11 protein-coding genes are annotated in these 13,536 nt (G+C 38.6%); 6 read left to right on the plus strand and 5 right to left on the minus strand.

Features of this window, described 5'->3' with window-relative positions; genetic code table 11:
* Positions 1-41: 41 nt before the first annotated feature.
* The 5 genes from allD to allC form a co-directional block, all read right to left on the minus strand.
* Complete coding sequence (gene allD / locus DKK79_RS05845; protein ID WP_110423248.1) at positions 42-1,091, minus strand: ureidoglycolate dehydrogenase; 1,050 nt, start codon at positions 1,089-1,091, stop codon at positions 42-44.
* A gap of 48 nt (positions 1,092-1,139) precedes the next feature.
* Positions 1,140-2,042, minus strand: coding sequence for a carbamate kinase (locus tag DKK79_RS05850; RefSeq protein ID WP_110423249.1), 903 nt, complete (start codon positions 2,040-2,042; stop codon positions 1,140-1,142).
* Between the two features lie 26 nt (positions 2,043-2,068).
* Positions 2,069-2,848, minus strand: a complete 780-nt coding sequence (gene allE, locus DKK79_RS05855) for a (S)-ureidoglycine aminohydrolase (RefSeq protein ID WP_110423250.1) — start codon at positions 2,846-2,848, stop codon at positions 2,069-2,071.
* Positions 2,849-2,964: 116 nt separating this feature from the next.
* The gene (locus DKK79_RS05860) at positions 2,965-4,197 is read right to left on the minus strand and encodes an MFS transporter (protein ID WP_110423251.1); all 1,233 of its coding nucleotides are present in this window, start codon (positions 4,195-4,197) and stop codon (positions 2,965-2,967) included.
* Between the two features lie 12 nt (positions 4,198-4,209).
* Positions 4,210-5,436, minus strand: a complete 1,227-nt coding sequence (allC, locus tag DKK79_RS05865) for an allantoate deiminase (protein WP_110423252.1) — start codon at positions 5,434-5,436, stop codon at positions 4,210-4,212.
* Positions 5,437-5,836: 400 nt separating this feature from the next.
* Between allC and fdrA the strand changes: the two genes are divergently transcribed.
* From fdrA to DKK79_RS05895, 6 genes are all read left to right on the plus strand, one after another.
* Entirely contained in the window at positions 5,837-7,504 is a 1,668-nt protein-coding gene (fdrA, locus tag DKK79_RS05870) for an acyl-CoA synthetase FdrA (RefSeq protein ID WP_110423253.1), read from the plus strand.
* 11 nt (positions 7,505-7,515) lie between these two features.
* Positions 7,516-8,775 (plus strand): DUF1116 domain-containing protein, encoded by a 1,260-nt coding sequence (locus tag DKK79_RS05875; protein WP_110423254.1) that lies wholly within the window; start codon positions 7,516-7,518, stop codon positions 8,773-8,775.
* A gap of 3 nt (positions 8,776-8,778) precedes the next feature.
* Positions 8,779-9,717 (plus strand): DUF2877 domain-containing protein, encoded by a 939-nt coding sequence (locus DKK79_RS05880; protein ID WP_110423255.1) that lies wholly within the window; start codon positions 8,779-8,781, stop codon positions 9,715-9,717.
* A 3-nt stretch (positions 9,718-9,720) separates the two neighbouring features.
* Positions 9,721-10,644, plus strand: coding sequence for an HTH-type transcriptional activator AllS (allS, locus tag DKK79_RS05885; RefSeq protein WP_110423256.1), 924 nt, complete (start codon positions 9,721-9,723; stop codon positions 10,642-10,644).
* A gap of 50 nt (positions 10,645-10,694) precedes the next feature.
* A complete protein-coding gene (locus DKK79_RS05890; protein WP_110423257.1) occupies positions 10,695-11,927 on the plus strand; it encodes a pyridoxal-phosphate-dependent aminotransferase family protein in 1,233 nt (410 codons plus the stop codon).
* A 306-nt stretch (positions 11,928-12,233) separates the two neighbouring features.
* Positions 12,234-13,511 carry an MFS transporter gene (locus DKK79_RS05895; protein ID WP_110423258.1) on the plus strand — a complete coding sequence of 426 codons (1,278 nt, stop codon included), beginning with the start codon at positions 12,234-12,236 and terminating at the stop codon, positions 13,509-13,511.
* Positions 13,512-13,536: the final 25 nt, after the last annotated feature.

The raw sequence follows: 13,536 nt of genomic DNA on the forward strand, positions 1-13,536 counted from the left end.
TAGCAATAAAATAAAGGAACGTGGTTTTTGCTATTCAAAGTCTATTCCGCAAACTTATTTTTGTGATCATAACGATTATAATGAATATCATCACTAATTAAGTAATTATAGATATCATCAACAATCTCTATGCCATTTCTTAAGTAATCGGCTTCACGTTTTTTGCTTCTTTCTCCGGGAAAGAAAACTTCACTAACGCCTTTAGCTGGTTTAGCTTGTTTTAGTTGGTCAAGCATTGCGGACATAGTTTGTTTAAAAATATCTAGGCCAATAAAATATTCAGGATTGATCACAATATGCAGATGACCGAGGTTTCGACCTTCAGAGAGGTCGGCATACATTGATGAGACGTTTTTGCCAAATGGCAAGCCAAGTAGAATGCCAGAAAGAACATCTACCATCATCATTAAACCATAACCTTTGGCATCAGCGATTGGTAATAAGGCATTTACTTTGTAGGGATCGGTTGTGGGTTCACCATGTTCATCAACCGCCCAAGTTGGTGGAATTGCAGCGCCTTTAGATCTTGCGTATAAGACTTTTCCCCATGCTTGAACTGTGGTTGCCATGTCGAACGAAACAACACGCTCATCGTTAGTTGGTGCAGCAAAAGCGATAGGATTAGTGCCAAAAAATTCTTCGGCGCCACCATAGGGAACAGCCATTGGGTCAGACTGGCACATGGATATGGCGACTAAGTTTTGTTTAGCAGCCATTTCAGTAAAGTAGCAAAGCGAGCCACTATGCGACATTCGACGAATTCCTACCACGGCAACGCCATTTTTTTTTGCCATTTCTATCGCTTTGTCCATACCAACTTTAGCGGCAACTAAACCGCAACCATTATCAAAATCTAATATTGCTGACGATGGACCAGTCTGTTTATAGTTGACATTAGGATAGGCAGTCATGCCTCCTTTGGCAATGCGCTCAGCATAGTATTCAACTCGTACTGCACCATGTGAGTGAATGCCTCGAGCATCGGCAAATGCTAGCGTATCAGCGGCGATATCGGCATGCTCTTGAGTCAATCCCGCTTTATATAATTTTTTGGCAATTAAGTTGTGTAGTGTTGGTCTATCTAGTCTCATTTTAAAACTCCTCGCCACGCTATTGGTTATGGCTATTTAGATTTTGCACTATTGTGTGATAATGGTGCCTTTGGTTTGTGCTAATAGCGATTCAATATCGGTTAAGTTGCCGATATAAGCTGTGTTACCGGTTTGCTGAACAAATTCAATGACTGATTTTATTTTTGGCCCCATAGCGCCGTCATCAATTGCCATTGGTTGTATTCGTTTAGTATCGACTTTGCCTAAAGCTGTTTGTTGTGGTGTTCCCCAGTTTTCATATACGGCATCAGTATCTGTTAAGATCATTAAATGGTCGGCTTTCAGTTCAATGGCAAGTTGTGCGGCGCTATGATCCTTGTCGATCACCGCCTCAATACCTTTGTAGCCCGATTTATCTTTAATTACCGGAATGCCTCCACCACCATTGCAGATAACGATAGTATCTTGGTTGACAAGGTCTTTAATAGTATCAAGCTCGATAATTTTTTGTGGTTTTGGTGATGCGACTACTCGACGCAGGTATTTGCCATCTTGCTTAAATTGCCAGCCATATTGAGCTTGGAGTTTTTGTTGTTCTGCTGGTTGATATACAGGCCCTATATATTTGGTAGGCTCTTTAAATGAAGGGTCGTTACTATCTACCTCGACTTGCGTTAATACACAAGCGACTTGGTTGACATTGTCATATTGCTGTAAGCTTTGCTTTATCATATAACCTAACATGCCTTGTGTTTGTGCAACCAGCACATCCAGAGGGTAAGCAGGTACATTGGGGTAACTAGCATTTTGTAGGGCAAGAAGTCCCACTTGCGGTCCGTTGCCGTGCACAATAACAAGTCGATATTTATTGGCTAATTTTGCAATAAATTTAGTGGTGCTGTTGATATTTTGATATTGGTTATCAATAGAGAGTAATTCGTTTCGTTTCGAAATCGCATTACCACCTAATGCTATAACTATGAGTTCCATACGGTGTCCTATATTATGTTTATTGTTTAAAGTTCCACATCACGATGGCAATCTTTAGAGTAGATATAACTTAATGGCTGCTGGCCAACGGCGTAACAAGCTTGCAAAGCATAGGCACCCATAAAAATGTAGTCATCCTTTTTGACCGGTATCCATTGATTATCAAGCAGATACATACCTTCACCGCTAAGTAAATAGGCGCCATGTTCTTGTACATGGGTTTCGATATAGCCATGACTTGCGCCTGGTAGGAAAGTGAGAATATGGAAATTCATATCAAATCCGAGCTCTTTAGGCAGTAAGTCTTGGATGAATACGTTATCCATATTTTCATAATTTACCCGCTCAAGATGTTGAATATGATTGGCAATCACACGTGTTTGATATCCTGAAATAGGGTTATAGCGGCGTTTGTATAAAAATAAACGCGACGAAGCCGTCAAATTTTGTAAATAGAGTTTGACGCCTGCGGGGCAATAGATATAGCCACCAGTTTGTAGATGATATGTTTGCTCATTAGCTTTAGCACTAACTTCGCCTTCAATCACATAAGCAAATACTTCAATGCCATCATCACCAAATCCTTGTAAGTTTTGTCCACCTTGATACATGGTGAGAAGATAATCGACAAAAGAAGCTCCAAGTTTAGGCGTAGCTAAAATAGTAATGTCACAATTTTCAAAACCAGGAATTATATTTTTAACTAAACCATCTGGAGGGATTAAGGCAAAATTTTGCCGTTTGATCACTGCGCGTGAAGCTAATAGGTCTTTTGGGTAACCGATGTTATTGTTGATATATCCCATAATGATCTCCTTGGAACATATGCTTGAGATTTTAGGCTAAATATGCCGTTAACATACTAATTTCAATCAACTATTTATCGCATTTCTTGTCGATAAATAGTTGCTAGTTTGCGTAATTAATTGGTTATGTGTTTACGCAAATTAATTACAAAGAATAAGGCTGTTGCAATAAATAAGATTGCAATAGCAACATAAAATCCAGTAATTTTGGTTCCTGTTATATCCGCTAATAAACCAGTTAATGGTGGAGCGATTACTGATGAACTCATACCGAAGAAGTTAAATACCCCAAATGCTGTACCATAACTGTTTTTAGGCGCAATATCTGCCACATGCGAAATGAGAATCGGTTCAACCACAAACTTACCAAATAATCCATAAAGGATTAATCCCATTAATAATAAGGTGATGGTTGAGGATTGAACTGCCATTAAAAGAGTTATCGCTGAGAGCAGTTCCAAGACAATGATAAAGAAAAGTCGTTTAGACCGAAATTTATCCGAAATTTTGCTGATAACCAACGCACCAGGAATGGCGGCGAATGCCACTAATGATGATGCCGAACCGATACTACCACCGGTAAAACCACGTTCAGTTTCGAGAAAATTTGGTAACCAGCTTACCACCATGTAGTAACCATAACATGTCGCAAAGTACATGATGTAACACGCTACCATCGGGCTAGTAAAAAAATTGTTTTTTTCTTTTTGCGCAATATTTGTATCTGGTTTTTGCTGTTTTTTCTGAGCAATAACGGTTTTGACTGATGGTTCTTTGATAATGATCGCAAATCCAGCAATTAAGCAGAGTGTTAGTACAGCAATAATATAGAGCATATATTGCCATGGCATATCTAAAGCTTTAACTAAAAAGCTAGTCGATAGTAAACACACTCCCATACCTAATGCGGCTCCAGTATTGATAATGGCTGAAGCAAAACTACGGTTTTCAGCAGGAATATTTTCAGCTGACAGGGACCAAGCCGAACCATAATAAGATCCACAACCAAGACCAGCGAGCAGACTACCGATGTAGATCATCGTCATAGTTTGTGCATTACCAATCATAATTGCCGCAATGGTAAAGAGGATAAAACCGGGAATGACGACAGCTTTTTTGCCATATTTATCGACTAAGATCCCAGCAGGGATTTGCATTAAGGTATAGGAAAAAAAGTAACAGCTAGCAATTAAACCAAGTTCAGTATTGGATTGCTGTCCTACAGTTTGCTGAATTTCCGGAAAAATTGCAGCTAAAACCGGACGATAAATCCACATGACTAACCAACCAAGGAATAGTAAAGCGACGATTTTATGCCAGTACTGAATGCCACCTTTTTTTTCTGTCATTTTATTTCCTTATTATTCTTGATAAGCCAATTGATAAAGGGCGTAAGTTAACGCTTTTATTCCTTCGACTAAATCTTCAGTTTTAGTGTCTTCTGCTGGATTGTGGCTAATGCCTTTGATGCTAGGTACAAATAACATCGCGGTTGGCACTCGTGGTGCGAATATTTGCGAATCGTGACCAGCTCCGCTATGCATCACGCGATAGCTTAGATTTTCTTGTTTGCAGATGTTTTCAAGCATTTTGATTAGTTTGTTGTCCATGGGAATTGGTGGTTCATCCATCCAACGATTTATTTCAATTTCAAGAACAAGTTCTTTGGCAATACGTAACATGTCAGCTTCAAGTTCTTCAGTAAATTGCTTCAGGTCTGCTTGATCTGTATGACGGCAATCAATTGTGAACATCACTTCACCAGGAACCACATTAACCACATTCGGTTTTGGCTCGACATGACCGAAGGTTAATACCAGCGGATCGCCTACTTTGATTGCTTTATTAATTGATTCTTGGCAAATTCGGCTAAAGGCATAGATGGCATCTTTGCGATAGCTCATTGGCGTGGTGCCGGCGTGATTAGCTTCACCAATTAAACGAATATTATAACGACGTTGGCCGACTATGCTGGTAACCACCCCGATGCTTTTTTGTTCTCTTTCCAGTACACCACCTTGTTCGATGTGGATTTCTAAAAAGGCTTTGATGTCGGTACGCGCTTTTTGGCTGTTAAATTTGAATCCGCAGTTGCGCATAGCGTCGACAAATTTAATACCATTATTGTCTTCAATTGAAGCAACATCCTCATTATTAGCAATGGCAAATACGTTTTTGCTTCCCCAAAAGACATAAGGAAAGCGACTGCCTTCTTCTTCGGCCATGGAGATAAGTTCTAAGGTGCGTAACGGTTGACCGTAATTTTCTTTAAGGTATTTCATGGCAAGCATAGCGGCAATGATGCCAAGTTGACCATCGAGTTTGCCACCATTGACCACGGTATCAACATGCGATCCCGACATGATAACTTGATCTCTGTATTTGCTACCTTCAAATCGACCATATAAGTTGCCGACATCATCGAAATAGGTGTTCATGCCAATATGTGAGAGTTTTTCTTGGATGGCTTTTTGGGCAGCTAGCCACTCTGCTGTATAAAGTAATCGGGTAGTACCACCTTGTTCTAAACCACCAAAGCTAGATATCCATTTAACGGCATTAGCAACATCATCGTATAAAATATTCATAAATATTTACCTGCTATTTAAAACTCCATCATTGTTAACATCGACTATTTTTGATATTAACCGCGTATATCATTTCGATATTACCGATCATTTTAAATGGTTTTTTTGTTTACCATACTATTAATAGCAAATAATAATGTGATCAAACTAGCTTTTTTATGTTTGTGAAATTTAATTAAATTAAGGAGTTATTATTATAAAAAATTTTTTAATAATTCTTTATCATACTGATTTTAAATAATATTATACTTTTGATATCGTTAATGTTTTGTGATGTATTACCTGCTTATTCGGCATTTTTTCCGTAATATATAAATACTATCTAACGTGTAGATTTTTATAATGAGCTTAAAGAGGTTCAAAGTTAATCGCATTTTTCATAATTGAGAGGCCTGTTCTCATGATTCAATCTTTTATAAAAAAGGGAAGCTTTCAAGATTCTGTCAGTTTGATGTTGATATCGAAAAAACTCAGTAATCTTGATGAGGTTGAAGAAGTATCTGTCATGATGGGTACTCCTGCCAATAAATCGTTATTAACCGCAACAGGGTTTTGGAGTGATAGTTTTAATGATGCGACACCAAATGATATTTGCGTCGCTATTAAAACCAAAGATGATGCTAAAGATGTTGTTGAGTTAATCAGTCAACAACTTGAGGATGCTTTAAAAAATATTGCTCAAGCTCAACAAGGTGGTGCCAAGTTACTTAAAGCTAGACGCTTGGTCAGTGCAACAAAAAAATTACCTGATGCAAATTTAGTCTTAATTTCGATTGCAGGTGAGTACGCCGCTGAGTTAGCCGATCAGGCATTAGATGATAATAAAAACGTGATGATCTTCTCTGATAATGTATCTATCGAAGACGAAATCCGTTTAAAAACTAAAGCAGCTAAAAAAGATTTAATTGTGATGGGACCAGATTGTGGAACCGCATTTATTGCCGGTGCACCATTAGCGTTTTCCAATGTTATTCCTAAAGGAAATATTGGCGTAATTGGGGCATCTGGTACTGGTATTCAAGAGGTGGTTTCGCAAATCGCTTTATTAAATCAAGGTATCACGCAAGCCATCGGCTTAGGTGGCCGTGATTTGTCGCTTGAAGTAGGTGGTATTAGTGCACTTACCGCGTTAAATATGTTAGCGGGCGATAGCGACACCCAAGTGATTACCTTTATCTCTAAACCACCGGCAGAAAGTGTACGGGAAAACGTGATTTCAGCGATGAAATTAATTCCTAAACCAGTAGTAGCGCTATTTTTGGGCTCAAAAATCGATAAACCTCAAGACGATAATATCTATTTTGCCAGAACACTCGATGAAGCCGCACGATTAGCCTGTTTGCTCAGTCCTGTTGAGGCGACAGCCAATAAGTTACCTAATTTAGCCAATAAAACTATTACTGGCTTATATACTGGGGGAACCTTAGCTTCCGAAGCGGCGATGTTGCTTGCTCAGGAACTCGGTTTAACCACCAGTCATCATCACGATAAAGGAATTATGTTAGATCAACAAGGGCATAAAATTTTCGATTTAGGTGATGATTTTTATACGGTGGGTAAACCTCATCCAATGATTGATCCTTCTATTCGTGAAGAGGAGATCGCTCAGTTAGGTGATAAACCTGATGTTGGCGTATTACTTGTGGATTTGGTGATTGGCTATGGTGCAAATGGTGATCCAGCCGAATCAGTGATTGCTGGTTATCAAAAAGCCTGTGCTAAGCGAGATGAAAATCATCCACTGATTGTTATCGCGACCGTGACCGGTTCAGAACAAGATCCACAATGCCGTAGCAAGCAAATCGAAGCATTAAAAGCAGCCAATATTGTTGTGATGAATAATTTACCTGAAGCTATTTTGCTTGCCAAAAAACTGATCACACCAACTAAATCAACAAACTTAATTAAAACCTATCCTTTATTAAGTCATATTAGTGTTATCAATGCTGGTTTGAGAAGTTTTGCTGAAGATCTTCAATCATCGAATATTCCTGTTGTGCATTATCAATGGGCGCCAATAGCCGGCGGCAATAAAAAATTAGCGGCTATTTTGCAAAAATTAAATTAAGAGGTTTTGATATGTTAAGTACCGCAATAAATGAAGCAAACCAAAAAATTATTGAAAGAATTAAAGCGGCTAGACCACATTGGGTAGGCGTTGTTGCTGCGAAAGAAGCCGTACCAACCTTAGCGCAAGGTAAAAAACTTTTACATGCTGGTCCGCCGATTGTTTGGCATGATATGACTGGACCAATGCAGGGAGCTTGTATTGGTGCCTGCTTGTTTGAAGGTTGGGCGCAAGATGAAAAACAAGCTTTGCAGTTATTAGAATCAGGCCAAGTCGAATTTATTCCTTGTCACTCTGTTAATGCGGTTGGTCCGATGGGGGGCATAACCTCAGCCAATATGCCAATGATTGTGGTTGAAAACGTTACCCATGGTAATCGCGCCTACTGCAATTTAAACGAAGGTATTGGTAAAGTGATGCGTTTTGGTGCTTATGGTCAAGAGGTGTTAGATCGTCATCGTTGGATGAAAGAGTCATTAGGACCAGCCTTAAATGATGCGTTAAAGCTGTTTGATAATGGTATCGATTTAACCGCTTTGATGGCACAAGCGATTACCATGGGCGATGAATTCCATCAACGAAATATTGCCGCTTCAGCGTTATTATTAAGAACACTTTCTCCAAAATTAATTTTACTTGACCGTAGTAAAGCAGAAATGGAAAAAATCTTTAGCTTTTTAAGCGTGACAGATCAGTTCTTCCTAAATGTGGCGATGGCATTTTGTAAGTCGATTATGGATAGCGCGGCGCAGATTAAAGAAGGGACTATTGTTACCGCAATGACGCGTAATGGTAAAGAATTTGGTATTAAAGTCAGTGGACTTGGCGATCAATGGTTCACTGCTCCAGTGAATACACCACAAGGTCTGTTCTTTACCGGCTATTCGCAACAAGATGCTAACCCAGATATCGGTGATAGTGCCATCACTGAAACCTTTGGAATTGGCGGTGCGGCGATGGTCGCTGCGCCGGGAGTAACTCGCTTTGTTGGCGCGGGTGGTACAGATGCAGCATTTGAAGTATCTGAAGAGATGAGTGAAATTTATCTAGAACATAATATGTTGTTGCAAATTCCGACATGGAACTTTCAAGGATGCTGTTTAGGCTTAGATCTTCGTCTGGTTGTTGAAACGGGGATCACACCATTGATTAATACTGGTATTGCCCATAAACAAGCCGGTATAGGTCAAATTGGCGCAGGAACAGTTAGAGCACCGTTAGCCTGTTTTGAAAAAGCACTCGAGGCATTAGCCAAAAAACTAGAAGTGTAGATTATGAGTTTGCTATATGCCGATGATGAATGCTTAAATAAGCCGATTAATCAGGCGCGACCAAATATGCGCGCTGTTGAGCTTTTTCAACCGCGTGCTATAGCGCAAGCAACGCATATTATCAAACCTCTTTTAGTTAGTGCAGATATTCCGATAGAAGCGGGTGAGTTGTCACTTTTTAGTACTCATCCGCAAACTATTAATTTAATCACTCCAAATCAGAAATTAATCACCATTCATCGTTATAATAGTGGCTTATCGCCTATGGGCATGGTGCTTAAATCATCTGATTTTGATGACCTTTTAACGTTTTTATTGGATGGTGAGATACCGCTTTATCAATTACCAACTGGCGAACTGAAAATTGGGCTATATCTCATTTCACTTGCAACACATGTTTGTCAGTTAACTCTTAAAAGTCATTCATTAATTAATAAATCCGATATTGCCAGTCTGTTAAAGCAAATTAACCAACCAACCGGTTTATTTGGTGAATTGAGCAATAATTTAAGTGGCGAGTATCCACCGCAACTTGAAATGTTATGTTGCACTATGACTAATTTAATGAATGGCAACGCTGATGATATTACACCGTTTATTGGTTTAGGACCGGGTTTAACCCCAAGTTTTGATGATATTATTGTCGGCATGTTGGCAGTTATTTCTGGCGATCATCGTTTTACCACTCAAATGCGACAACTAAAATTAGCCTTTGAGCCATTGCCATTAGATTTCTTAACTACTAAGGTGAGTGTTAGTTTTTTGACTTATGCACTGCAAGGAAAATTTTCTTTATTGGTGTTACAAGTGATTAAATCATTTGAAAAACATAATTATCACCATTCATCAATAAAAAACTTAGTGAATTATGGTCACACCTCTGGATCCGATTTGTTACTTGGTATATGGTTAGGTATAGATCGTTTTGTTTTAAGGGATTAAATCATGCTAGATACTGAAACCATGCGAACCTTTATAAAAGTAGTTGAGAGCAATAGCTTTTCTAAAGCGGCTAAGCTACTTTACAAAACACCGGCGGCAATTAGTTATCGTATCAAATCATTAGAAGCGGATCTCAATACTCAGCTTTTTGAGCGCACCACGCGAACCGTGACACTTACGCTAGCAGGACAACATCTTTATGAACAATGTAGTCAATGGTTACTTTGGTTATCAACCATGCCGGAGGAGTTGCAACAAATTCGGGATGGTGTTGAGCGTAAAATTAATATTACCATCAATAATCTGTTATACGATGTTGAAGCGGTAACTGATTTGTTAACGTTTTTAACAGAGAAATTCCCATTCACAACTTTCAATATCAATCGACAAGTCTATATGGGAGTGTGGGATTCTTTATTGCATGGTGAATGCCATTTAGCTATCGGTGCAACGGGTACCGAATCGCTCGATACCATGATTAATATCTTACCACTTGGTGAAGTGAGTTGGGTGTTTGTGGCGGCAAAACATCATCCTATTACACAAATTGATGGCGCATTATCTAATGATATCTTACGTAAGTATCCAGCAATTAATGTTGAAGATACTTCTGTTCATATGAATAAACGAGTAGCCTGGTTATTACCAAGTCAATCCGAAATTATTGTGCCAAACATAAGCACCAAGCTAGTTTGCCATTTAAAAGGGTTAGGTATTGGCTTTTTACCAAAATCAATTTGCCAATCATATTTAGAGTCAGGTGAATTGATAGCATGTAAAGTGGTGAATGAACGTAAACCGTCACCACTGTCATTAGCTTGGAAAAAATCCCATATGGGTAAAGTGATGAATGAAATTGTGAATCTATTTAAATTTCATCATCCCATTGCCAACAATTTTTTAAAAAATATAGATAAAAGAAGATGAATCAGTGTAATCTTCAACTAATTAACTCGATATAATAAAGGAAAAAAATAATGTTAGACCTAGATAAATATGACCAAATTAATCCGCCTACGCGACTATTAATGGGACCAGGTCCAATCAATGCTGATCCACGTGTGACTAGAGCGATGGCGGCACCTTTAATTGGTCAGTTTGACCCAGTTATGACTGATTATATGAATCAGACTATGTCACTTTATCGGGATATTTTCAAAACCCAAAATGAACAAACATTTGTTATTGATGGTACTGCAAGAGCCGGTATTGAAGCAGTTCTGGTGTCAACAATTAAACCAGGTGATAAAGTATTAGTGCCAGTATTTGGTCGTTTTGGTCTATTACTTTGTGAAATTGCCCATCGTTGTCGTGCAGATGTGCATACTATTGAAGTGCCATGGGGCGAAGTTTTCGATCCTAATGTGATCGAAGATGCCATTAAAAAAGTTAAACCAAAACTCTTACTTTGTGTACAAGGTGATACCTCAACCACATTATTACAACCACTAGATAAAATTGGTGAAATTTGTCGCCGTCATGGGGTGTTGTCTTATGTGGATGCAACTGCATCGATTGTAGGCAATCCACTAGAAGTTGATAAATGGCAACTTGATGGGGTATCAGTTAGCTTACAAAAATGTTTGAGTGGTCCTCCGGGAGTTGCACCTCTTACTCTTAGTCCAAAAATGGTCGAAATTATCCAAGCTCGTAAATGTGTTGAACTTGGTATTCGAGCGGATAATGATGAAGGTGGCCGAGATGAGATGATCTACTCTAACTACTTTGATATCGATATGATTATCCGTTACTGGAGTTCAGAACGTATTAACCACCATACCGAAGCGACATCAATGCTTTATGCTGCACGTGAATGTGCGCGAATTGTGTTGCAAGAAGGTCTTGATAATGTCATTGAACGTCACCGTATTAATGGGGCGGCGATGGTTGCGGGTTTACAAGCCATGGGACTTAAATTGTTTGGTGATCTGGATCACAAAATGAATAACGTTGTTGGTGTTGTTCGCCCTGAACATATCAACGATCTCGAAGTTCGTAATTTAATGCTAAATGATTTTGGTATTGAAATTGGTGCTTCATTTGGTCCGCTCAAAGGCAATGTATGGCGCATCGGAACTATGGGCTACAATGCTAGAAAATCTTGTGTTATGCAAACATTAACCGCTTTCGAGGCCGTGTTAAATCGGGTTGGCTTTAAAACCACCCAAGGTGCTGGTTTACAAGCGGCTTGGAATGTTTATAACAAATAGTAAATATAATAATAAAAGTTCACTAAAGTGAACGGAATTATACCCATTGGATTTTTGAGCTTTTGATTTACCACGATTAATAGTAATTTGTTGACCTAATTAGCGACAAATTACTATAAAAATACTGCAATTAACAATATGGTAGTTATCAATACGATAGTTATCAATACGGTAATTTTCAATATTATACTTAAAGATAGAGCAGTAAAAAATAGAGCAGTTAAAAAATGTAGTTGAGAAACTGTAACAAAAATAAGTTAACTGTTGTTCCAAGTTAATTAGGATGACACTATTTAAGGAAATCGTATGAATGAGTTAAATACTAAAATTCCTACCTCTGGGTATAAGCAAAAAAAATGGAAAGGTCGGTATACCATCTTATTACTTTTATGGTCAGGTTGGTTACTTTCATTTCTTGATCGCATGGTCATGAGTGTATCACTGCCTTTTATTGGTCACGACCTTGGTATTGATAAGACTGTGCAAGGTTCTATTATCAGTGCCTTCTTTATTGGTTATGCACTGTTTCAAATTCCCGGTGGTTACTTAGCGGATAAATTTGGCCCGCGTAAAGTGATGGCTTTTGCTATTATTTGGTGGTCAATGTTTACTCTTTTTACTGGGCTTATCTATGTATTGCCTTTAATGTTATTAACCCGATTTATGTTTGGTGCCGGTGAAGGCTGTTTTCCTGCCTCATCTTGGAAAACTATTGCTACTTATTTTCCCGCCAAAGAGCGCGGGCGAGCAACGGCAATTCAATCATCAGTTAATACCTTAGGGCCAGCAATATCGGTAATTGTGGCGGTTGCCATTATTGAATGGTTAGGTTGGCGTGATGTCTTCATCATTCTAAGTATTCCCGGTTTTATATTAGGCTTTTTTATCTACAAATTTATTCGCAACAATCCAACGGAAAATAGGCTGATTGATGCAAATGAACTACAAGAATTAGCAATTAACAACGATAATACCGTTGAAACTGTCACAAATAGTTCGGCTTCATTAATAAATGTATTAAAAATGCCAATACTGTGGAAATTATCGCTAATCTGGTTTCTATTCGACATCACATTTTGGGGCTTCACTACTTGGTTACCAAGTTACTTACTTGAAGCTAGAGGATTGTCACTATCCAAAACCGGCATCTTAGCGGCAATACCTTTTCTATTTGGCGCATTAGGCACCTTAGTTGGCGGTTATTTTGCTGATAAGTTTGCACAAAAATTAAAATATGTTTATGGCTTAACGGCTTTCATCTCGGGAATATTTCTATTTTTGATGTTCCAAGTTGAAAACCTTCAAGCGGCAATGGTCTTCCAATGTGTATCGGCACTATTTATGTTTATTGCATTCGCTATCTTCTGGGGAATGTTAATGCATATGATTCCACCAGCAATCATGGGCAAAGCTTCAAGCATTGTTAATTTTGGCGGCCAAGTCGCTGGCGTATTATCACCATTCATCATCGGCTTCCTAATCGATAACGCCAATGGTGGTTATAACCATGCCTTCTTATTTATGGTTATAGCGTTAATAAGCTCAGCCATATTGACCTTTTTCATCAAAAAGATGAATATTTAAAGCATTGAAAATGATGAGTTGAAAT

The organism is Gilliamella apicola, assembly GCF_003202915.1.
GTDB classification, from domain to species: Bacteria; Pseudomonadota; Gammaproteobacteria; order Enterobacterales; family Orbaceae; genus Gilliamella; species Gilliamella apicola_Q.

What these genes read in the sequence shown, in the direction of transcription:
- allD (WP_110423248.1), bottom strand. Translation starts at nt 1,091, where the DNA reads ATGAGACTAGATAGACCAACACTACACAACTTAATTGCCAAAAAATTA.
- DKK79_RS05850 (WP_110423249.1), bottom strand. Translation starts at nt 2,042, where the DNA reads ATGGAACTCATAGTTATAGCATTAGGTGGTAATGCGATTTCGAAACGA.
- allE (WP_110423250.1), bottom strand. Translation starts at nt 2,848, where the DNA reads ATGGGATATATCAACAATAACATCGGTTACCCAAAAGACCTATTAGCT.
- DKK79_RS05860 (WP_110423251.1), bottom strand. Translation starts at nt 4,197, where the DNA reads ATGACAGAAAAAAAAGGTGGCATTCAGTACTGGCATAAAATCGTCGCT.
- allC (WP_110423252.1), bottom strand. Translation starts at nt 5,436, where the DNA reads ATGAATATTTTATACGATGATGTTGCTAATGCCGTTAAATGGATATCT.
- fdrA (WP_110423253.1), top strand. Translation starts at nt 5,837, where the DNA reads ATGATTCAATCTTTTATAAAAAAGGGAAGCTTTCAAGATTCTGTCAGT.
- DKK79_RS05875 (WP_110423254.1), top strand. Translation starts at nt 7,516, where the DNA reads ATGTTAAGTACCGCAATAAATGAAGCAAACCAAAAAATTATTGAAAGA.
- DKK79_RS05880 (WP_110423255.1), top strand. Translation starts at nt 8,779, where the DNA reads ATGAGTTTGCTATATGCCGATGATGAATGCTTAAATAAGCCGATTAAT.
- allS (WP_110423256.1), top strand. Translation starts at nt 9,721, where the DNA reads ATGCTAGATACTGAAACCATGCGAACCTTTATAAAAGTAGTTGAGAGC.
- DKK79_RS05890 (WP_110423257.1), top strand. Translation starts at nt 10,695, where the DNA reads ATGTTAGACCTAGATAAATATGACCAAATTAATCCGCCTACGCGACTA.
- DKK79_RS05895 (WP_110423258.1), top strand. Translation starts at nt 12,234, where the DNA reads ATGAATGAGTTAAATACTAAAATTCCTACCTCTGGGTATAAGCAAAAA.